At 59.1% G+C, this 22,659-nt stretch carries 13 protein-coding genes and 3 pseudogenes; 12 read left to right on the top strand and 4 right to left on the bottom strand.

Going from position 1 to position 22,659, the window contains the following annotated elements; genetic code table 11:
• Nucleotides 1-431: 431 nt before the first annotated feature.
• Both ACVWW6_RS02875 and ACVWW6_RS02870 read left to right on the top strand, forming a co-directional pair.
• A complete protein-coding gene (locus ACVWW6_RS02875; RefSeq protein ID WP_161533233.1) occupies nt 432-3,536 on the top strand; it encodes an efflux RND transporter permease subunit in 3,105 nt (1,034 codons plus the stop codon).
• A gap of 1,336 nt (nt 3,537-4,872) precedes the next feature.
• Nucleotides 4,873-6,012: an MFS transporter gene (locus ACVWW6_RS02870; RefSeq protein WP_271553310.1), complete on the top strand. Its 1,140-nt coding sequence runs from the start codon at nt 4,873-4,875 to the stop codon at nt 6,010-6,012.
• Between the two features lie 266 nt (nt 6,013-6,278).
• Here the strand turns inward: ACVWW6_RS02870 and ACVWW6_RS02865 are convergent, their stop codons facing one another.
• Complete coding sequence (locus ACVWW6_RS02865) at nt 6,279-7,298, bottom strand: GDP-L-fucose synthase family protein (RefSeq protein ID WP_271553295.1); 1,020 nt, start codon at nt 7,296-7,298, stop codon at nt 6,279-6,281.
• Nucleotides 7,279-8,364 (bottom strand): GDP-mannose 4,6-dehydratase, encoded by a 1,086-nt coding sequence (gene gmd / locus ACVWW6_RS02860; protein WP_161533235.1) that lies wholly within the window; start codon nt 8,362-8,364, stop codon nt 7,279-7,281. Before gmd ends, ACVWW6_RS02865 begins: the two co-directional genes overlap by 20 nt.
• Nucleotides 8,365-9,875: 1,511 nt before the next feature.
• Between gmd and glmS the strand changes: the two genes are divergently transcribed.
• The 5 genes and pseudogenes from glmS (at nt 9,876) to ACVWW6_RS02835 (ending at nt 15,338) form a co-directional block, all read left to right on the top strand.
• Nucleotides 9,876-11,702, top strand: a complete 1,827-nt coding sequence (gene glmS, locus ACVWW6_RS02855) for a glutamine--fructose-6-phosphate transaminase (isomerizing) (RefSeq protein ID WP_161536955.1) — start codon at nt 9,876-9,878, stop codon at nt 11,700-11,702.
• A gap of 148 nt (nt 11,703-11,850) precedes the next feature.
• Nucleotides 11,851-12,116: pseudogene (locus tag ACVWW6_RS02850) on the top strand (transposase); the annotation flags it as partial.
• Nucleotides 12,117-12,597: 481 nt separating this feature from the next.
• Complete coding sequence (locus ACVWW6_RS02845; protein ID WP_456680095.1) at nt 12,598-13,194, top strand: reverse transcriptase domain-containing protein; 597 nt, start codon at nt 12,598-12,600, stop codon at nt 13,192-13,194.
• A gap of 96 nt (nt 13,195-13,290) precedes the next feature.
• Complete coding sequence (locus tag ACVWW6_RS02840; RefSeq protein WP_271553292.1) at nt 13,291-13,542, top strand: hypothetical protein; 252 nt, start codon at nt 13,291-13,293, stop codon at nt 13,540-13,542.
• Nucleotides 13,543-13,850: 308 nt separating this feature from the next.
• Nucleotides 13,851-15,338 (top strand): ISL3 family transposase, encoded by a 1,488-nt coding sequence (locus ACVWW6_RS02835; protein WP_456683114.1) that lies wholly within the window; start codon nt 13,851-13,853, stop codon nt 15,336-15,338.
• Here ACVWW6_RS02835 and ACVWW6_RS02830 read toward each other — a convergent pair.
• On the bottom strand, nt 15,271-16,623 hold the full coding sequence (locus ACVWW6_RS02830; protein WP_456680094.1) for a recombinase family protein: 1,353 nt from the start codon (nt 16,621-16,623) through the stop codon (nt 15,271-15,273). The two genes, ACVWW6_RS02835 and ACVWW6_RS02830, sit on opposite strands and share 68 nt — an antisense overlap.
• A gap of 140 nt (nt 16,624-16,763) precedes the next feature.
• Nucleotides 16,764-17,093: a ribbon-helix-helix protein, CopG family gene (locus ACVWW6_RS02825; protein ID WP_011084760.1), complete on the bottom strand. Its 330-nt coding sequence runs from the start codon at nt 17,091-17,093 to the stop codon at nt 16,764-16,766.
• Between the two features lie 143 nt (nt 17,094-17,236).
• Between ACVWW6_RS02825 and ACVWW6_RS02820 the strand changes: the two genes are divergently transcribed.
• From ACVWW6_RS02820 to ACVWW6_RS02800, 5 genes and pseudogenes are all read left to right on the top strand, one after another.
• Nucleotides 17,237-17,452 carry a reverse transcriptase domain-containing protein gene (locus ACVWW6_RS02820; RefSeq protein ID WP_271554271.1) on the top strand — a complete coding sequence of 72 codons (216 nt, stop codon included), beginning with the start codon at nt 17,237-17,239 and terminating at the stop codon, nt 17,450-17,452.
• A 102-nt stretch (nt 17,453-17,554) separates the two neighbouring features.
• A complete protein-coding gene (locus tag ACVWW6_RS02815) occupies nt 17,555-17,857 on the top strand; it encodes a group II intron maturase-specific domain-containing protein (protein ID WP_246740619.1) in 303 nt (100 codons plus the stop codon).
• Between the two features lie 67 nt (nt 17,858-17,924).
• A pseudogene (locus tag ACVWW6_RS02810) lies at nt 17,925-18,799 on the top strand (IS5/IS1182 family transposase); the annotation flags it as partial.
• A gap of 1,206 nt (nt 18,800-20,005) precedes the next feature.
• On the top strand, nt 20,006-21,970 hold the full coding sequence (locus ACVWW6_RS02805; protein ID WP_456680093.1) for a glycoside hydrolase family 127 protein: 1,965 nt from the start codon (nt 20,006-20,008) through the stop codon (nt 21,968-21,970).
• A 289-nt stretch (nt 21,971-22,259) separates the two neighbouring features.
• A pseudogene (locus tag ACVWW6_RS02800) lies at nt 22,260-22,657 on the top strand (IS5/IS1182 family transposase); the annotation flags it as partial.
• Nucleotides 22,658-22,659 lie beyond the last annotated feature (2 nt).

The following is a 22,659-nucleotide window of genomic DNA, read 5'->3' as shown; positions in this document are numbered from 1 at the left end:
GAGTTGAGGACCCGTCAGGTCGTTTGTACTTTCGATGTCGAACCTGGATCATTCGATCGACGAGTCGGTGCGAAGCCTAAACTGATACCTTGCTAGAAGTCGTTGCGTTCCAATCAGGTGTGAGGACGAACATCTTGAACCGGACCTTTGGCCGATTGCACGCAAAAAAGACAGGGGCTTTATCTTAAGAAGGTACCCACTATTCGAGATCGCGATCAGCGATCAGAACAGCTCAGCCAACGTTTATGCAAGCGACGAAGATGGAGAAGCGGAGGATTGGGCACGCTATGCTCAGGAACGTGTGAGCCCTTAGAGTGGCCGATAACGCTCCCCTCATACTACGGGCTTTAGCGCAGTCGCCGCATTGATGATCGCTGCCGTAGCGCAAGTTGCTGGCGTAGTTGCATCCCCCTCTTGAAATGCGAGTCGCGATGGCATTTACCGAGCTTTTCATCAAACGTCCGGTATTGTCTATCGTCGTCAGTGTCCTGATCCTGCTGATTGGCTTGCGCGCGGCCACCGTACTGCCGATCCGGCAATTTCCCAAGCTATCTAATACGGTCGTCAATATCACGACTTCCTATCCTGGCGCCTCCGCCGACATGATCCAGGGGTTCATCACCACTCCCCTGGAGCAGGCAGTCGCTTCCGCCGAGGGCGTCGACTACATCAGTTCCTCATCGGTGCTCGGTACCTCGACGATCCAAGTCTACATCAAGCTGAATTTCGATCCCAACGAGGCGCTCACCGAGGTGCTCTCCAAGGTCAACTCAGTCAAATATTTGATCCCGAAGGAATCAAACGATCCGGTCGTCACTAAGTCGACCGGTCAGATCACCGCTGTAATGTATATCGCCTTCTCCAGCGAGGAATTGACGGCCAGCGCGATCTCCGACTACCTCTCGCGCGTCGTGCAACCCGTTATGTCAACCGTCGATGGCGTCGCAGCGGCAGACATCTTGGGCGGTCAGAGTTTTGCGATGCGGCTATGGCTCGATCCTGCGAGAATGGCAGGGTACGGCGTGTCGCCGGCTGAAGTTTCGGCTGCAATCGCCGCTAACAACTTCCAGGCCGCGGCCGGCCAGACCAAGGGCAATTTCACCATTTCCGATGTCACTGCAAACACGGATCTGCGGAGTGTCGATGACTTCAAGCGCATGATCGTCAAAGCCAATGACGGGGGCTTCGTGCGCATGGAGGACATTGCGATAGTCGAGCTTGCCGCGCAGACCACAGACATGAGCGTCGCCATGAACGGCGAGCACGCGGTCTTTATCGGCGTTCAGGCAAGCCCGCAAGGCAATCCGCAAAGCATAGTGCGAGGCGTTCGGGCGCTGTTTCCAGAAATGGAGCGTAACCTGCCGCCGTCACTGAAGATGAAAGTGGCCTACGACTCCACCAAATTCATTCAATCGTCGATCGATGAAGTGGAGAAGACGCTCATTGAGGCCGTTGTGGTCGTGGTGGCGGTGATCTTCCTATTCCTGGCCTCGCTGCGGTCGGTCATCATTCCTGTAGTCGCTATTCCGTTATCGCTCGTTGGTGTCTGCAGCGTGATGCTGGTGCTGGGGTTTTCATTCAATCTCCTGACTCTCCTTGCGATGGTTCTCGCGATCGGTCTCGTGGTCGATGACGCGATCGTGGTGGTTGAGAACATTCATCGCCATTTAGAAGAGGGGGCGCCGCCCCTCCAGGCTGCTACAAGGGGCGCGCGCGAGATCGTCGGCCCCGTTGTCTCCATGACGATTACCTTGGCTGCTGTATATGCCCCAATCGGATTTCTCGGCGGTCTCACCGGTGCGTTGTTCCGCGAGTTCGCGTTTACGCTAGCGGGAGCGGTGATCGTGTCGGGCGTAATCGCTTTGACGCTGTCGCCGATGATGTGCTCGCTCTTTCTGAAGCGCGCCGAGAGGGGGCGGTTTGCAGGGTTTGTGAACCGCGGGTTCGGCGCCTTGACACGATGGTACGGCCGCAAGCTCGACCGCTCGCTCGACTACTGTCCGATTACCGGGCTGTTTGCGCTGACCATGTTGGGCCTCGTCGGCTTTCTATATATGAATACTTCCAAGGAACTCGCGCCCGAGGAGGATCAAGGTGTCGTATTCGCACTAACCAAGGCGCCGAAATACGCCAATATCGACTACCTCGACTATTACGGCACCAAGCTCGAAAAAGCGTTCCAGAAGTTCTCCGAGACTGATTTGAGCTTCGTGCTCAATGGCTTTAGCGGCCAGCAGAGTGGCATGGCCGGCATGTTGCTCAAGCCATGGGACGAGCGCAAGCGATCATCGACCGCGCTAAAGTCCCTTGTCCAAGCCGAGCTGTCGAAAATCGAAGGCATTAACGCGTTTGCCTTTAGCTTGCCGCCGCTTCCGGGCGGCTCGGGTGGCCTACCAGTGCAGATGGTGATCAATTCGACGCTTGGCTTCCAATCCGTCTACGAGCAGATGTCGAAGCTGAAGGATGCCGCGCGCAAGAGCGGTCTGTTCATGGTGAGCGACTCCGACCTCGAGTTCAACCAGCCGGTAGTACGAATCAAGGTTGATCGATCCAAGGCCAACGAACTTGGCATCACCATGCAGACCATCGGTAACGCGCTCGCCACCTTACTTGGCGGAAACTACGTCAATCGCTTCAATTTGCAGGGTCGCTCCTACCAGGTGATCCCGCAGGTGCCGCGCGAGGAACGCCTGGCCCCGCAAGCAATTGGGAGCTATTATGTGAAGACTGCGACGGGCTCGATGCTCCCGCTGTCTACCGTAGTCTCCACCGAGACTGCGACCGATCCGAACGCGCTCACCCACTACAATCAGCTCAACTGCGCGACCTTTCAGGCCGTGCCGATGCCCGGCGTCACGATCGGTCAGGCTGTGGACTTCCTGGAAGCCGAGGCAAAGAAACTGCCCGCAGGCTTCAGCCACGACTTCCTCGCCGACGCCCGCCAATATGTGCACGAGGGTAACCAACTGGCGATTACCTTTGCATTTGCACTCATCATCATATTCTTGGTGCTTGCGGCGCAGTTCGAAAGTCTGCGCGATCCCCTTATCATCATGATCAGCGTGCCGATGGCAATCGTCGGTGCCTTGATCCCGCCATTCTTTGGCTGGGCGACTATGAACATCTACACCCAGGTCGGACTGTTGACACTGGTCGGGTTGATCTCCAAACACGGCATCTTGATGGTTCAGTTCGCCAATGAGCTGCAGCTCAAGGAGAGACTTGACCGTCGCTCGGCTATAGAGATGGCGGCGCGCGTCCGACTGCGTCCAATCTTGATGACCACGGCGGCAATGGTGACGGGCTTCATACCCTTGTTGACTGCAACGGGAGCGGGCGCCGCGAGCCGCTTCTCGATCGGGCTCGTGCTCGTCGCTGGCATGTCTGTCGGCACGCTGTTCACGCTCTTCGTGCTGCCGGCGGTCTATGTCGCGATCGCGTCCGATCACCGTGCCGATGCGAGCTCCGGCCGCGCGACGATCGCCGCCGAGCTCGACCTCACTGGCGCTGCTGATGCCCAGATGGCCAAGCAATGACGATAGAATAGATTTCGCTCAGTGTGGTGAGCGAAGGAGCGTGCGACCGCTTCAAGCTCCCTTGCGCATCGAGATCTTCAAGCCCGTGATGCAGAGCTTGGCAACCATCAGGTGCCCGGCGAAGAATACGTCATCGGTGATCCGCGCCTGCTCTGTCAAGGAATCGCACCGTACATTCACGGCGGCGGAACGCTCTAGACCTCGCCGGGGGAAGAAGGGAACTGATGCTCGCCTGATAAAAGGTGGCCTTGCCATTTATCCCAAGTGCTCTTTAAGGAGAATTGTTTGCTTCCGTCCGACCGCGTTGCGTTGCTAGCTGAAAAAGGTGACGCTGAACCGCTTAGGATTCGACACGAGTTCAATTCCGTGGGGCGACGGTCGTCAGGAGCCCCCGTATCCATGACCGACGCACTTACGGCTTCGACACGACCATTGTCGACAAACCGAAGAACAGGCTGACACGTATTGCTGAGTGATCGCAGTCGGGTATTGGGAAGGGCAGCACAGCTTCTGTTGTACGACCGAAGTCGAGAGTAGGAGCAACTCCTGAACCTGTGCTGACCACTGCCATTGCGAAGACGGCCGGAGCTGCTATGCGAATGGTAAGAATCTGCCGCAATCCAGATGACCAATGGCCGCGCTGGTCCCCCGACGCGTGACCCGACGCCCTCCGGTGTGGGAAAGTTAAGGAAATGCCTGAGTGTGATCCTGCTATGTGGTTTCTGGCCGCAACGACGTGTTTTGCGGCCTTTGTAAATGGAGCCATCGGCTACGGCTTTCGTCGCTCACGGTACCCCTTGCGCTGGTTTTCTACACCAATGGGGAACCTTCTGGCCGCCTGAGCCGGGACAATCGAATATCAAAAGTATCGGGCCGACATTGACGGCTTGCGCGTGATAGCGGTCCTCGTTGTATTGATCTCGCGGGTCAGCGCAGTTACTCGCGATGAGAGCTTCCGATTTTGCAAAAGCTGTCGGAAAAGCTACGGTCGTGTTAGCGCCAACTACAGGCGTGGGGCGCCGTTGGCTTTGTAGGCTTTGCGACAGCCCATACTGAGCGTTGCGCCTCCGGCTGTCGCAAACCAGCAAAAAGCTATCATCTTCGTATGGCCAGCTCATCCGGGAAAGATTAGCCGAAACACCGCCCCCACGGGCTCGACCATCACCCCTACTTGTCGCTCGCCCTGTGACGTAGTCCAGCATTTGTGACGGCATCGCATTTGCAGTGATGAAGAACGTCAACTTGAGGCCATCATCGTCGAGTCGCGCGCCGCTTGCGACGCACGCAGGATGAGGGGCGCCGCGCTCGCGAGCCCGTTCTTTCAGGAGCGTCCGTGATACCATCTGCCAATTGGTCTGCCGGCGTGCTTGGGACGCGGCTGACATTTTTTGTGGCCGGATTCGGCCTCGCGGCCTGGGCGCCTTTAGTGCCAATCGCCAAGGAGCGGCTCGCGCTGGATGACCGCATGCTTGGTCTACTGCTGCTCTGCCTCGGAACGGGATCCGTCATCGCGATGCTTATGACCAGCGTGTCGAATGCCCGGTATGGCAGCAAGCCCATTATCCTCGCGGGTGGACTTGGACTCGCGATCATCCTGCCGTGCCTTGCAATTGCCGACACACCTGTCAAGCTCGGCGCCACGCTGTTTGCTTTCGGCGTTTCAATCGGCTCAATCGATGTAGCCATGAACATTCATGCGATTGAATCGGAGCGCGCCACCGGCCGTCCATTGATGTCCGGCTTCCACGCTCAGTATAGCATTGGCGAATTCACCGGCTCTGCTGTCGTGACCTCGTTCCTCTCGCTGCAGCTTGGCTCGCTTTTTTCGACGTTGGTCTGTTCGGCGTTAATGACGATCGTGATTGTGTCGGCCTGGCCGAGGTTACTCGCGACGGGTTCGAGACAGCAGGGACCATTGTTTGTCTTGCCCCATCGCAGTGTGTTGCTGATAGCTGTGCTCGCGGCTATCACCTTTCTTGTCGAAGGTGCAATGCTCGATTGGAGCGCTTTGCTTCTCGTTGAACGAGATCTTCTCGCGGAGGCGCACGGGGGCATTGGTTGTATGCTCTTCTCAATCGCCATGACCGCAGGGCGTCTCAGCGGAGATGCCGTGGTGGCGCGAATCGGCGACCGTGCCACATTGATGCTCGGGACTCTGCCAATCGTGACAGGCTTCTTGGCTGTGGTGGCCGCGCCCGTTGCGTTGATTGCTATGGCGGGGTTCCTGCTTATTGGATTGGGTATTTCAAATGTTGTTCCCGTACTGTGTCGCCGCGCCGGCAAACAGAAGGTGATGCCAGCAGGCATAGCGATCGCGGTCATCACGACAGGCGGCTACACGGGTATACTCGTCGGGCCAGCCGGCATCGGGCTCATCGCACACATGTTTGGCTTGCCCCTGGCGTTCGGGATGTTAGGCGTGCTCATGTCCATCGTTACGCTGTCGGCGAGGATGATGATGACAGACCATCGCTAAAACATTGCTCGAGAGGAAAGGGGTACCGGCACGCTTCCGGCTAATGATCGTCCATCGGCGTTTGAGACTTAGAGTCGATGAGCCTCAATTGATGGCAGCACGTCTCGATCATGATCATTTTCCTTTTCCTGCAAGTCGGCTGGCTGCGTCGGAGCTTGGATACACCGCGTCACTCGGTTTCTTGGGGGCCAACTGAGGGGCGTTGTTGACAATGAACGTTCGTCAACTGCGAATCACGATTGATCGTTACGTGAGCGGCGGGTCCGCTAGGCCGGATGTTCACCGCCGATTGATCGTAGGATCGGCCCCTTATCTGGGAACAAGCGAATCACTCTGGTGCCTCCATCGCTGTCAGCGCGATACGCCCGGTATGCCAGCTGAATCCCGTCCTCCAGCGAGGTCGTGGCGCGCCAACCGAGCCCGGACAGCCGACCCACGTCGAGCAGCTTGCGCGGCGTGCCGTCCGGGCGCGACGTGTCGAAGCTGATTTCACCGCGAAAACCGACGGCGGCCGCGACCATGAGTGCGAACTCGGCGATGCTGATGTCCTTGCCAGTACCGATATTGACCAGTTCCGGCGAGGAATAGGTCTTCATCAGATGGATGCAGGCGTCGGCGAGATCATCGACATAGAGGAATTCGCGGCGCGGCGTGCCGGTACCCCACACCACGACTTTGCCGGCGCCCGAAATTTTGGCCTCGTGGAAGCGGCGGATTAGCCCGGCGACGACATGGCTGTATTCAGGGTGATAATTGTCGCCGGGGCCGTAGAGGTTGGTCGGCATCACGCTGATGAAATCGGCGCCGTACTGGCTGCGATAGGCCTGGGCCATCTTGATGCCGGCGATCTTGGCGATGGCATAGGGTTCGTTGGTCGGCTCCAGCGGGCCGGTCAGCATCGAATCCTCTCGCAGCGGCTGCGGCGCCAGGCGCGGATAGATGCAGGAGGAGCCGAAGAACATCAGCTTCTCGCATCCATTGGCATGCGCCGCCTGGATCACGTTGCTCGATATCGCCAGATTGTCGTGGAGAAACTCGGCGCGCAGCGTGTTGTTAGCGACGATGCCGCCGACCTTGGCGGCGGCGAGGAACACGGCTTGCGGCCGCTTCGCGGCAAACCAGGCGTTCACCGTGGCCTGGTCGCGCAGGTCGAGCTCGCTGCGCGACACCGTCAAGAGGTCGGCCTGTTCGCGTGCCAGCCGGCGCATCAGCGCCGCGCCGACCATGCCGCGATGGCCGGCAACGAAAACCGTCTTGCCCTTCAGTTCAAACGCCGTGCTTGCCATTGGCCGCCCCCTGCCTGGCTTGGACCAGATCGCTGGCGACCATTTCCCTCACCAGTTGCGAGAGCGGCGTCTTCGGAGCCCAGCCGAGCTTCGCGCGCGCCTTGCTTGCATCGCCGATCAGGAGATCAACCTCGGTCGGACGGAAATAGGTCGGATCGATCTGCACCAGTGTCTTGCCGGACGCCTTGTCCACACCGACCTCTTCGACGCCCTTGCCGCGCCATTCGATGCTGCGCCCGACCTCGGCAAACGCCAGCTCGGCGAACTCGCGGACCGACCGCGCCTCGCCGGTCGCGAGCACGAAGTCGCCGGGCTCGTCGACCTGCAGGATCCTGTGCATGCCCTCGACATAATCGCGAGCATGGCCCCAGTCGCGCTTGGCGTCGAGATTGCCGAGATAGAGCGTGTTCTCGAGGCCGACCTCGATGCGGGCGACGGCGCGGGTGATCTTGCGCGTCACGAAGGTCTCGCCGCGGGTCGGGCTCTCATGGTTGAACAGGATGCCGTTGCTGGCGAACATGCCATAGGCCTCACGGTAGTTCACTGTGATCCAGTAGCCATAAAGCTTGGCGACGCCATAGGGCGAGCGCGGATAGAATGGCGTGGTTTCCTTCTGCGGCACCTCTTGCACCAGCCCGTAAAGCTCCGAGGTCGAGGCCTGGTAGAACCGCGTCTCATTTTCCATGCCGAGGATGCGGATCGCTTCCAAAAGGCGCAGCACACCGATCGCGTCGGCATTGGCGGTATATTCCGGGCTCTCGAAACTGACGTGGACGTGGCTCTGGGCGGCCAAGTTGTAGATCTCGGTCGGCCGGATCTGCTGCACCAGCCGAATCAGATTGGTCGAATCCGTCATGTCACCATAGTGCATCAGAAACGGCAGGTTGCCGGCATGCGGATCCTGGTAGAGATGATCGATGCGCGCTGTGTTGAACGAGGACGACCGGCGCTTGATCCCGTGCACGGTGTAGCCGAGACCTAGCAGATACTCGGCGAGATATGCGCCGTCCTGCCCGGTGACGCCGGTGATCAGCGCAACGCGCCGCTTTGAGTCCTGAGCCGCCATGGTCTCTCTTAGTTGCGTCGGAAAGAAAGCCTACCTGTGAAATGCTATTGCGAAGCCGTTTGTCGATAAATCTAGATGCGCAAGCGCGCTCCACCGGCAATTAGAGGAAAGCGATCATTAGCTCCAGTCATACACATCATGTAGGAAATGCACACTATATACATTGATTTATATTAAACTGGAGAAGCCAACACATTGAGCTTCCAAACATGAAAGTCAACTAACCCTCGCAACCTGCCTGATATCCGCGATGATCCGAAGCAGGCGAGATGGATGGCAAACGCAGTTACGAGCGTCAGGGCGCGCTTCCCCCGCGGGCGATATTTCCAATGAGATAGAAGCCGACGGTCTGTGTTCCTTATCTATTCTCAAGCGCATCTACGCATTCGCGTGCTCTCGCCATGGCTTGGGAGAGTGACGAGCTGAGGCCGCGGTCGTCAATGCGTTTGTCGGCATCACGCGATGCAGGCGAGCACACGTCAAGCCTGCGCATCATTTCGTAATCTACAAAGCGCCCGTACCGTTAATCTCCGAATAGAACACCCTGGCTTGGCGGTGACTCGTCAACGGTGATCAGTGCCTTTGCCAATATCAACTCGCGGCAGTGGACGGTCGACGCAAGACAAAATGAGAAAGAGTAGCAAACGTTGGTATAAATCCTCGAACGTTCCGATATCGAAAGTTTACGTTCGTACAATAGAGCTCCGACGCCAATCGTTTAGTCTCGACGAGCGTGACTTGCCTCGGTCCGAGTATGATGAGCCATCTTAAACCAGCGCCGGCAAAATGTTTCCAGTGACATAGGACAATTCTTGCTAGAGCGGCTGCGCAAATATATCGGCAGCAGACGATGTAGAAGCCACGGGCAGCGTGTCTTCTTTCTATCTGCAATGAACCAAGGCCCAGACGAACGTGAGCCTCTCGAAGAGTCTATCAGTGAGACGCAAGGACTCAATGACTCCCACATCAACTGCCGCCCGGTTCGCCGGTATCGCTGCTCACTTTCTTGGAAACTTGAGCTGCAAGTCGTGAAATGGCTCATCAGTGATGGTGAGCAAACCAGAAGATGTTTTACCGTAGCATAATTGACCTGTGACCTGCCTATCTGTTCGAATGTCCTCAATCCATGGAGCCAGACTATCTGCACGATGTATCCTCGCAGCGGCTTGTTGCGACGACGACAGCTGTCGTCGCAACGGAGCGAGTTTGTTTGTGTCGGAATTGTATTTCACCGGGCAAGCGCATCTGCGTATCTGGCTCTCCTCGAAGCGGTCACGCTATTCGCAGCCCGCATCACAGTTTACTCGATCGGCAGCCAAAAGCGGAATGTAGCCGGGCGAAGTGATGGTGGCCGAAGAAATCTGACTCGCGCTTGTGAATGCGGCGGCGATGCGGGCGGCCGCGAAAGATCCCGAACTTGACGCCTGTTACCACCGGGCGAGCGAATTTCATAACGGGGTTCCTGTGAGGAGGAACGTCGGGCTTCTTGAACTTGGGCAGCGTTGATCGATATGTGTGGCATTGTTGGCATCTTGGGGCGTGGTCCGGTCGGTGAGCAGTTGGTCGCGTCGCTCAAGCGATTGGAATATCGTGGCTACGACTCCGCAGGCCTCGCGACTCTCGAAGGTCTCCGTATCGAGCGGCGACGCGCTGAAGGTAAGCTGAGAAACCTTGAGGAGCGGCTGCGCTATTATCCGCCGTCGGGTCGTACCGGTATTGGTCACACCCGCTGGGCGACTCATGGAAAGCCGACCGAGAGCAATGCTCATCCGCATGCGACGGAAAATGTAGCGGTCGTTCATAACGGAATCATTGAGAATTTCAGCGAGCTGCGGACCCAGCTGGAGCGGAATGGAGCCCATTTTGACTCAGAGACGGACACCGAGGTGGTGGCACATCTCGTCGAATCTTATCTCAAGAATGGCTACTCGCCGCAGGATGCGGTACAAGCGTCGCTGCCGCGCCTGCGCGGTGCCTTCGCGCTGGCATTCCTTTTCAAGGACCACGACGATCTTTTGATCGGTGCGCGCAGAGGGTCGCCCCTTGCGATCGGACATGGTAACGGCGAAGTGTATCTAGGATCGGACGCGCTCGCGCTCGCGCCTTTGACCGACACCATTACCTATCTTGAAGACGGCGACTGGGCCGTGCTGACGCGCACGACGTGCGTGATTTATAGCGCAGACGGCTCCGTCGTCCAGCGGGAAACATCAAAGTCTGGCGTATCGTCACTCCTTGTGGACAAAGCGAATTATCGCCACTTCATGGCCAAGGAAATCCACGAGCAGCCAACAGTGGCCGGCAAGACATTGGCGCATTATCTCGACATGGCGGCCAAGCGCGTCGCCCTGCCGCTCACATTGCCGTTCGACTTTAAATCCATTCAGCGCATCTCAATTATCGCGTGCGGCACTGCAAGCTATGCCGGGCACATTGCCAAATACTGGTTTGAGCGGCTGGCGCGCTTGCCTGTCGAGATCGATGTAGCGTCCGAGTTCCGCTATCGGGAGGCGCCTCTGCGCCGGGGGGATCTCGCCATCGTCATCTCGCAGTCGGGCGAAACCGCTGACACACTAGCTGCGTTGCGATACGCCAGGGGCCAGGGCGTGCACACGATATCTGTGGTCAACGTCCCGACCTCGACGATTGCACGTGAGAGCGAATCCGTTCTGCTGACGCTGGCGGGGCCAGAAATCGGCGTCGCCTCCACAAAGGCATTCATCTGCCAGCTGTTGGTATTGGCAGCGCTTGCCGTCGCAGCAGGCAAAGAGCGCGGTAATCTCTCTGAGATCGATGAATCGAAGCTCGTGCGTGAGCTTATCGAAGTGCCGCGGTTGATTGCTGCGGCGCTGTTGATCGAGCCGCAGATCGAGAAGCTCGCGCATTATATCGCCGACTCAAGGGGCGTGCTCTATCTCGGTCGGGGCACGTCGGCCCCCCTGGCGTTGGAGGGCGCACTCAAGCTGAAGGAAATTTCCTATATCCATGCAGAAGGTTATGCCGCCGGCGAGCTCAAGCACGGACCGATCGCGCTGATCGATGAGACCGTGCCTGTGGTGGTGATCGCGCCTTACGACAAGGTCTTCGAAAAGACCGTCTCGAACATGCAAGAAGTTGCCGCTCGGGGCGGCAAGATCATCCTGATCACCGATGCGAAGGGTGCTTTGGAAGCGACCGTGGACACACTCATGACCCTTGTGCTGCCTGAGATGGTCGCAAGCTTTACGCCGATGGTCTATGCCATTCCGGTTCAGCTCTTGGCTTACCATACCGCCCTCGTAAGGGGCACGGACGTGGACCAGCCGCGTAATCTCGCAAAATCGGTGACTGTCGAATGAGACCGCAATGTTAGTATCTGAGCATTGAGGCCTCCGTGTCGAGGTGTTGGGCTTGCGTTTGGTCGCGTCGAGTTCGTGGAGCCGGAACCGGACAAGTTCTTTGCGATTCGTGATTCCCTGACGGCGGTCATCGGCATTGGGGACGGCGATGAGCAAACCGCGGGATGATCGCCAGAAAGAGCTGTGCTTCCGGCCCTCGATCAGATCATCGACATGGGCCACCCGCTGGTGCGGTTGGCGGCGCTGATCGACTGGAAGTTTCTGGATGATCGCTTTGGTTCGGTGTGCCAAACACGTCCGGGGCAGCCTGGCCTGCCGACGCGGCTTGTCGCCGGCCTGTTCATCCTGAAGCACATGCACAATCTCTCGGATGAGGTGCTGTGCGCCCGCTGGATCGAGAACCCCTATTACCGTGTGCCACGAACACCGGCGGCGACGCCGGTGATGCTGTATTGAAGATGGGAGTTTGGCCTCCCGGAGCCGGCCTGCAGGGGCAGGCTTCAAACCACCTCATGCTGCCGCGTTCAAAAGGTGCGGTGGTGAGCGATGAGGAAAAAGGCGGTGAATGAAACCGTCAGGTAAGTGACAAGAAGATGAGTGCAAGCGAACCGCCGATGACGTCTCGAAATGGGTTCAAGACGCTGTCAAAACGGGCGTGGGGTAGTAGCGCTCGGAGGAGTGTGGGCGGAGCCTGGTTACGGCCCACGCGGCAGCCGGTGCATAGGCGGCATGATCTCGTCACAGGCTTCAACACGGAACGTGGGAACCTGACGCAATGCGTCAGGGGCGGAGCAACCCGTAATAGTGACGAAGCGGCTGTAATGGCCGTGGGGCAAAGGGGTTGCGTTATCCTGCCGGCGTCACTGCGCCAACCGGGAAGACCGGGAGGAGCACGGTGAACTCCGGCAAACCGTTGCCTATCACCAAGCGGATGGTGTGGGAAGCCTATAAGCTTGTGAAGAAGAAGGGAAAGGCGGCGGGCGTCGATGGCCAGAGTCTCGGAGACTTTGCCGGCGATCTTGAGAACCACCTCTACCGGCTGTGGAATCGGTTGGCGTCAGGAAGTTACTTCCCGCCACCAGTGCGGCGGGTCGAGATTCCTAAGGCCGGCGGTGGGGTTAGTCCTCTTGGCATACCGACGGTCGCGGACCGTATCGCCCAAATGGTGGTCAAACGGTGTCTGGAGCCGGCGTTGGATGGAGAATTTGATCCGGACTCCTACGGCTACAGGCCCGGAAAATCGGCCCATCAGGCCATAGAGCAGGCGCGTAAGCGGTGCTGGCAGCACGACTGGGTCGTAGATCTCGACATCAAGAGCTTTTTCGACACGATCGATCATGAACTCTTGATGCGCGCGGTCTATCGACACACGAAAGCTGACTGGATCCGGCTCTACATTGAGCGGTGGCTTAAGGCTCCGGTCGAGATGCCCGATGGATCGGTTCGGGCGAGGACGACAGGCACGCCTCAAGGGGGTGTGGTGGCTCCCTGAACGCAAAAGATAACTTTGCGGTGGGGGAGCGGTCACGGAGCTATTGGCGGCGCCGGGCGCCTTTCCACCGGGAGGGGTGGGTGGGAGGGGGATGGAGTGGCGGATGACGATCTTGTCGTCGCCAACGAGGACTTCCTTCACGAGAAGGCGCAGCACGCGTTGGCGTTCGATTATATCGAGCGCGCCGACGGACGAGCGGAGGCGCTCGAGGAAGCTAGTCACGGATTCGGCGAGACGCAGACAAACCTCCTGCTCCTGCGATTGGTCTTCGATCGCCTGCAGCGCCGACAAGCAAGCCTGTTCGCGGCTACGCAAATCGGGCATGCGACTGCGCAGCTCTTCAAGTGAGAGAAGGCTCTCTTGATAGGCCGTGAGGAGACGCTCGATGCTTTTCCGGGAGCGCGCAAGATCGCGGCGAAGCGTTTCCTCCCGGCGCTGTGTGGGATCGGTGCACGGCGGCGATCAAGGTGAGACTCCGGCGACAATCAGGGGTTCTTCCGCACATTTGGTGCAGGGTGCAGGATTCACGAACAGTGCGAATAAGGGCATAAGGTCGGAATCGCAGTCGACGTCCGTGATTCGCCTTGCTCCATGCCTTCCGCTCGCTGGTTTCCCCCGAACTTTCGATTGTCCAGATCCTTCCCCAGACGGACAGGGTGGTGCTCGTGGCTCGGCCGAAGTCAGCGGTCTCGCTCTGTCCCTGTTGCGGCGGCCAGACGGGTCGCGTCCACAGCCATTACGTGCGACGCTTAGCCGATCTGCCGTGGCAAGGTCGAGTGGTCGAAATCCGGCTTCAGGCGCGACGCTTTCGATGCGCGAATCCGCAATGCCCGCGTCGGATATTCACCGAGCGGCTACCGGCAACGGTGCGGCCGAAAGCAAGACGCACAACCCGCCTCGGCGAGAGCCTACTGGCAATGGGCTTTGCGGTCGGCGGAGAACCCGGCTCGCGCCTGTCGCGCAAACTGGCCATGCCGGTCAGTGGCGACACCTTGCTCCGGATGGTTCACTCGGCTCCCTTGCCGGATTTCGTGGCCCCGACCGTCGTCGGCATCGACGATTGGGCTTGGCGTCGTGGCCAGCGATATGGAACGATCATCTGCGATCTGGAGCGCAATTGCGTGCTTGACCTGCTTCCCGATCGTAATGCCGACAGTGTTGCGCGCTGGCTGAAGCGCTGGCCGGGCATCAAGGTCGTAGCCCGCGACCGTGCGGGACTTTATGCTGATGGCGTACGCTGCGGCGCGCCCGACGCGGTGCAGGTGGCGGACCGTTGGCACCTGCTCAACAGTTTAGGTGAGGCCCTGCGCCACGCTGTCGGCCGCCATCGTCACAACGTAGCCGCCGCCGTGCAAATCATGGCGTCCGTGCAACGACCGAAGACTGGCAGTTCCACGCTGCCGCCCGGCCTTGCACAATTGCGGGCGGATCAAAAGGCTGCACGACGCGAACGCTGGGATGAAATCTGTCGCCTACGCGAGCAAGGTTGCCCGACATCCGGGATCGCCCAACTGCTCGGCGTCGACAGGCGCACGGTTCAGCGCTGGCTGGCCGCTGGCGGCGAACCGGAGCATTCGCGTCCTCACAGACCTTCACATCTTCTCGCGCCCTTCTCGGCATGGCTGGAAGCGCGGTGGGCCTCCGGCTGCCAGGGGGGCCAGCAGCTTTGGCGCGAGCTTCAGCAACAGGGTTATACTGGAAGTCGGGTGACCGTCGCGCGATGGGCCGCTGACAGGCGTGCACATGCAGACTCGGGAGGAGCAGCACAACCGCACCCAACCTGGAAAGCTCCCTCGCGTCGTCGCTGTGCTTGGTATTTGAGCCGGGATCTGGATCAGATCGATGCTGACGCCAGGCTGTTCCTCGGTCACTTGTTTGCGCGAGCTCCGGAACTCGCCACGACAGCAGAGCTAGCGAAGAGGTTTGTGTCTCTTCTCAGGGGCAGCGACATCGCCGAGCTCGATAAATGGATCGCACAAGCAGCCACCAGCGAGCTCAAGAGCTTCGCCAACGGCATCGCGCGCGACATCGACGCGGTCCGACCAGTCGAAGGCCAGATCAGCAGGATCAAAGCCATCAAACGACAAATGTATGGCCGGGCAAGCTATCCGCTATTACGTCGACGTGTCCTTCTGGCTGCTTGAGTATGACCGGGCAACCTATCCAACCCAAGCTACCAAGCTGCACCAAATGTGCGGAAGAACCCCTGATTGTCGCGCTATAGGGATCGGCGTTGCGCGCCGCCTTGAGGCGGCGCTCAAGTTCGTCTTCGATGAGGTGTCGGTCTTCAAGTAAACGCGCGATCTCTTTCCATACCACCTCGTCCAGCAAATCCTGGCGCATCGGGCGACTGTCGCAGACCGGCCCGCCGAGCCGGCGCCGGCCATCCGAGCCCAAGCAGCGGTAGTAATGGATGGTTCGAGCGCTCGACCTGGTGGAGGTGCGATAGAGCCCATAGCCGCATTTGGCGCAGCTCAACAATCCTTGCAGGGCGCTCGGCGTGATCGTGCGTCGCGGGGCATGCTTCTTGTTGGCTTCCAAAAGCTCGTTCGCCAATGCGAAGGTCTCTTCGCTGATGATGGTCGGCACGGGGATTTCGATCCACTCTGTGCGAGGAAGCTCATGATTGGCGCTATTGCGAGGCGCGACGCCGCCGCGCAATCGCAACGGCCGCGTCACACGCATGCGCGGCGCGATCCGCGTCTTGCCAAAGCAGGCCGTTCCTTTATACGCCGGATTGCGCAGCATCGCCCAGACCGTCGAGCGCTCCCAGCGGCCTGTTTCTTTGGCTGTCGGAATCTGGCGCTCATTGAGCAGGCGCGTGATGGCGCCGATGCTGTGGTTTTTTGCGGTGTAAAGCTCGTAGACCCAGCGCACGATACCGGCCTGTCGCTCGTCGATCTCATAATAGGCGGCCGAGTGATCGGTCTTGCGCTTGTAGCGATAGCCAAACGGAGCGCCGGAAAGCACGCTCACTTGGCCTTGAAGGGCGCGATGGCGCTTCCCTCGCCGCGACCGTTCCAGGATTTGAGCGCGTTCATATTCGGCGATCATGCCCTGAAACTGCAGCAGGAGCTCGTCTTCCGGCGTCGCTGCCCGTCTCGAGCGAATGAACAAGACCTCGACGCCGGCGCGCGCGAACTCTTCGATAAGAAGGATTTGATGCGCATAGCGCCGGCTCAGCCGATCGGGAGCGTAGACGAGCACGGCTTGGATCCGCCCTTCTGCGGCGAGATCGCGCAGTCGTTCAAGTCCGGGGCGCAACAAGCTCGCGCCGCTATAGCCGTCGTCTTCGATCACCCATTCCGCCGGCACGTCGCAGTTCTGCTCGCGCGCGAAAGCGATCAGCGCGCTCGTCTGACTGGCGATCGTGTTCTCCTCCTTCTGTTTGTCCGACGACACTCTGGCGTAAATCGCGGCGGTCTTCATCTTCGCCTCCCGTCACATCGGCGCCAGCGCGCGCGAAGCGCACCTGATCTGGAACGAGAATTTCGTAAACCTGTTCAAGTTTGACGGCGACGAGGCGATCGAACGCAAATTCGAGTCGAACGTCGCGTTTTCTTCGCCGCTCAGCCATCTTCGCGGACAGACGCGAGATAAGCGGCCACCGCTCGGCGCATCACCTCGCTTGCCGAAAGCCTGGAAGCCGTCGCATGCGTCTGGAGTTTTTGGGCAAGATCGGCCGGCATCTTCAGGGAGAGCGTCACTGATGGCTGCGGCGCGGGAAGGAGCCGCTCCCTGCTTTTGGCCACTTCGAGATAGCGATAGGCCTGCCGCAGCGACAAGCCGCTTTCGCGCGACAGCACCAAGGCCGCCTCCGCCATGCCGATTTTCTTCGCGAGCAAGCGTCGCGCCGCCCTCAGCCGCTCGGCTTTCTGCGCTTGCGTCGATCGAATCATATGACATAACGGTATTACCTTTTGCGTCTCAAATCAACAACGGCTCTATCACGCCAGCCGACGATGACGCGTTCAAAGCGGAAGTTATCATTTGCGTTCAGGGAGCCGTCAGTCCAATCCTGGCAAACTTGTTCCTGCACTACGTGTTCGACGTTTGGATGAAAGGGTCTTATCCCCACATTCCGTTCGAACGCTACGCCGACGACATCATCTGCCATTGCCGCACGCGGCAGGAAGCGGAGGAACTTAAATCGGCGCTGGAACGACGGTTTGCTGACTGCCATTTATTGCTGCATCCGGAGAAGACTAAAGTGGTCTACTGCGCTGACAGCAATCGACTACCCGCGTATCCATTTTGACTTCCTAGGCTTTAGCTTCCGCCCCCGTATGGCGAAGAACCGGTGGGGCAGGATCTTCACCTGCTTCCTTCCGGGCGCGTGAGTCCGAACTCTCTCAAGAAGATGAGGGCTCGCATTCGAGGATGGCGCTTGCCTCGGCACTCGCCGCTTCCGCTTGAAGACATCGCGCGTAGTCTCAACCCCGTCCTTCGGGGCTGGGATCAATACTACGGGCGATTCTACCCGACGGAACTGCGTAGGCTCTATGAGTACTTCGATGAGCGCCTCGGCGCGTGGCTTCGGTGCAAGTACAAGCAACTGAAGGGCCATCGGGGACGGTCGTTGCGGAAACTCAACGAGATGGCGAAGCAAAATCCAAAGCTCTTTGTCCATTGGCAAAAGCTTGGACGGGCCACGGTTGGATGACAGGAGCCGGATGATGCGAGAGTACCACGTCCGGATCTGTGAGCGGCCGAGGGTGAAACTCCCTCGGCCTACTCGACAATATTTCTGCGGCGAGTTGAGCTTCTGCCACCGGCTGCCGTTCGATCGATCGTCGATGACGCGCTGGCGCCAGCGGCTCGGCGAGGAGCAGCTCGTCGCGCTGATCCAGGAAAGTCTGTCGGTGGCGCACAAGACAGGCGCCATCGGTCCCAAGGACCTGGAGCGGGTGGTAGTCGATACCACGGTGCAGCCCAAGGCCGTTGCGCATCCGACCGACACGCGGCTGATGCATCGGGCCATCACCAAGCTCGTCGGGCTCGCCAAGCGCAACCGTGTGCCGCTGCGCCAGAGCTATCTGCGCCTGGCCAAGCGCGCCGCCATCATGGTCGGCCGCTATACCCACGCTCATCAGTTCAAGCGCGCTCGGCGTCGACTCAAGTTCCTGCGGACGCGGCTTGGCCGGATCATCCGCGACATCCGCCGCAAGATTGATGGCGATGCGGTGCTGGAAGCGCGCTTTGGCCCGCTGCTCGATCTGGCGCAGCGGGTGCGCACCCAGGATCAGCATCAGCGCGGCCCCAAGGTCTATGCGTTACATGCGCCGGAGGTCTCGGCAAGGGGAAAGCCCGCGCGCCCTACGAGTTAATGGCATGGACCACGCCCGCTCCCGGCGGCAACATAAAGTCCCCGGTAAGAGAAGGAGCGCAAGCCATGCCCCATACGATGGTCACGATCGGTATCGATCCAGGCAAGAACACCGCATGGACCGCAACTATCTCAAAGGTCGCGTCGGCGACCGCATCAATGCCGTCCTCGCCGCGGGCCGGCTACAACGTCGGCCTGCTCCTGCGATGGCTCGCAGAACTCTTGCGTGCCATCATCCGCGCCTTCGCCGAAACTGTCCCGGCTCAAAAGATCGCTTAAATCAGCGCTCGTCCGCGTTTTTCACGGAGGACATCCGAAGTTGCTCGTAGCTGCCGTATGCTGCGCGACCTCAGGCAATGCCCTCGTCAACCCGCCCGTGCTCCGCTGAGCGGCTAGACGACGATCTGAGCGTGACTATGGCGTGGGCGATCTCAGACGGAGAACGATCCCGGCATCAGCAGGTCAATCATAGACCGATTCAGCTGGATGAGCAGAATCAGTCGTGCTTGCGTCATCATCCTCAACCCTGACTATCGCCAATGGGAGTGAGCGTTACCTTCCTGCCGCTCGAGTGGAACGGTCGATAACAATCGGGAATTGCGGACAATTGGGAGATCCAAGTCGGCTCCTGGTTACCCAGCCTGCAACCGCTTTGCAGGGCCAGATTAGCCTGAAACGCGATGCAGAACTAATCCTCACACCTTGCCGAAGCCGACGAGCAAATCGGTGCAGACAGCTTCGGGTCGCTCCGCCGCGGCTAATTCATTGGCAGCGCCTGCGCGCGACAACTTACTTTTCATGACCGCCAGCATTCGCGCCACGTCGGGAAGTTGAGCACGCGCTTCGCCCCCGAAACGATTGCTTGGGATTAGCGGTCGAGTTTCTCCCTTAGATCGCGCGTAGCAGCAACTCATTCAATCCGGTTAAGCCGCACGCGCCACCGCGGCCCTCCCCACCTGCTACGCGTCATCAAAGGATCGTTAGAAACCGGACATTCCCGCGCAAAGCCGAGCGCCTGGAATCAAGTGCAGGTAATTCGCCGCGTCGGAAGGACGCGGCGCCACCGGCTATGTGCGGCAGGCAAGTATTATTGGCCATTATCTGACCCAGCGACAGCCGACCGGCTCGTATAGCAGGATCGACCAGCCTCGCGGCGACGCGGGATTTGGCACGACTGGCAAATTCGGTTGGTGGGCCAGCGATCGCATCGGGTTCCTATCGCGGAGCCGTAGATCTGGTTGACCAGAACAACCGCTCCTCATTCTCGGCATGGGAATTGCTATCCCGCTCCTCGAACGAGACTGCTGTCAGCGCATGTCTGGGAGTGCGGCGCCGTAGGGCAGCCTCTACGTCTCTATCGTTTCAACGCTCGCACCGAAATATGATTATGCACGCAAATCTTAGGGTCACAACCTCAACAACGCAACATAGTGAGCTGGCTTGCTGGGTTAGGCGTCCGTTCGCAATACTCCAAGGAGGAACGAGATGAATGATCGGAATGTGGCCGAAGTCGATCTTCACGACCTACAGGTCTTGGATCCGCTGATTGGGAAATGCCAGCAGCTGGTCAGGGAAGTGACAATTCCCTACCAATGGGAGGTGCTGAACGATCGCGATCCCGAGGCAATACCGAGCCACGCGGTAGAGAACTTCCGCCTTGCCGCCGGACGTGCGAGGGGCCAGTTCCATGGCACGGTTTTTCAGGACAGTGACGTCGCAAAATGGCTTGAGGCGGCTGCATGGTCGCTATGCCAGGCACCCAATCCAGACCTGGAGAAAGCCGCTGATGAGCTGATTGAATTGATTGCGGCGGCCCAATGCGGCGACGGCTACCTCAACACTTATTTCATACTGAACGCGCCTCAGGAGCGCTGGACCAACCTAGCGGAGTACCACGAGCTTTATTGCGCCGGCCACTTGATTGAAGCGGGTGTCGCGTTCTTTCAGGCGACTGGCAAACGGCGATTGCTGGAGGTCGTTTGCAGGCTTGCTGACCACATCGGCAGAGTTTTTGGCCCGGAGCGCGATCAGTTGCACGGCTACGATGGCCATCCGGAAATCGAACTTGCGTTGGCACGCCTCTACGAAGCGACAAAGGAGCAGCGATATCTCACGCTAGCCAACTATTTCGTGGAGCAACGCGGCACGGAGCCACACTTCTACGACATTGAGTACGAGAAACGCCAGCAATCCTGCGTCCCCAAATCGGACGGCACGCCTTGGATGATAAAAAATAAAGCGTATAGCCAAGCGCACTTGCCACTTTCGGAGCAGCGGACTGCAATCGGTCATGCGGTTCGTTTTGTATACCTCATGACCGCGGTAGCTCATCTCGCGCGTCTGCGCCAGAACGAGCAGCAGCGCCAAGCTTGCCTACGGCTATGGCAAAACATGGTCCAGCGCCAGATCTATATTACCGGAGCCATCGGCTCGCAAGTCGCTGGCGAAGCGTTCAGCAGCGATTACGATCTGCCGAATGATACGGCGTACGCGGAAAGTTGCGCATCGATTGGCCTGATGATGTTCGCACGCCGTATGCTGGAGATGGAACTGGACGGTCGCTATGCGGAGGTGATGGAGCGCGCGCTCTACAATACCGTTCTCGGCAGTATCGCGTTCGACGGGCGTCACTATTTCTATGTTAACCCGCTCGAAGTGCATCCTAAAACGCTGAGGTCTAATGGCATCTACAATCACGTCTCGCCGGTGCGACGACGCTGGTTTGGCTGCGCGTGCTGTCCACCGAACATCGCACGCCTTTTCACATCGATTGGTCATTACATCTACACGCCCCGCACCGACGTGCTCTATGTAAACCTCTACGTTGGTAATAGGGTGGCTATATCCATCGACGGACATACGCTGCAGTTGCTCGTAAGCGGCAGCTATCCCTGGAGAGACGAGGTGGAAATCGCCGTCGAATCTGCGCCGCCAATTGCCCACACGCTCGCCCTGCGCCTGCCGGAATGGTGTAGCGCGCCGCAGGCGAGCCTGAACGGCGAGCCTGTCAATTGCGAGCCGCGCAAGGGCTATTTGCACATTCGTCGAACATGGCGGCAGGGAGATCGCGTCAAACTATCGCTGCCGATGCAAGTGCGTCGCGTATACGGCCATCCACAAGTTCGCAATTTGGCCGGCAAGGTGGCCATCCAGCGTGGCCCGTTAATTTATTGTCTGGAGGAAGCCGACAATGGGACCGAGTTACACAACGTTTGGCTTCATGCAGACAGTCGGTTTTCCCTTGTCGAAGGAACTGGTCTCTTTAACGGCAAGACCTTGCTGCAGGCTGACGGGGCGCGGTTGCAACACACCCATTCTGAAGAAGCGGTTCTTTATCAGTACGACAAAGTGGCTGGACAGCTAGAACCGCAGCGGCTGACATTCATTCCGTGGTTCAGCTGGGCTAACCGCGGCGAAGGCGAAATGCGGATTTGGATAAATGAGCATTGACGCCGAACGCGCGGGGCGCGCTTCCACGAATCGAAGTTTGATAACTTTTCTAGCGATATCGTTGCTCAAAGTCTGGAAATCGGCCAAAATATGGAAGGCGGCTCGTCCGCGAACTCCACTGCAACGTCGACACCCAGAACCCGACATGAGGTGGCGCGGCGCAACTCCGGCGTCAGCAGGTCAATCATCGATCGACCTGATTTCTAATGGAGGAGCATCCTCGGGCGTGCTCGCCGCCTCTCATCAAACCTGATGAATGCCAATGGCACGAGCGTACCAAGGCGCTGCAGGCAATCCCTTTGACGGCCACACGCTCGGCCCCGTGGTCGCCGACATGGAGAAGCTCACCGGCATGGAGGCTCGTCGTATCCACGTCGAAAAGGGGTACTGCGGCCCAACTACCCGCACCGGTTCAGGGTCTGGATCTCGGGTCAGGTTCGCCGCGTCACGGCTTCCATCCGGAGCGAGATGAAGCGTCGCGCGGCTGTCGAACCCGTCATCGGTCACGTCAAGGCCGAGCACCGCATGGACCGGAACTATCTCAAAGGCCGCGTCGGTGACCGCATCAACGCCGTCCTCGCCGCGGCCAGCTACAACTTCGGCCTGCTCCCGCGATGGCTCGCAGAACTCTTGCTTGCCATCATCCGCGCCTTCGCCGAAACTGTCCCGGCTCAAAAGATCGCTTAAAT

Source organism: Bradyrhizobium sp. USDA 3311 (assembly GCF_054062495.1).
This window is presented reverse-complemented; position numbering and strand designations above follow the sequence as displayed.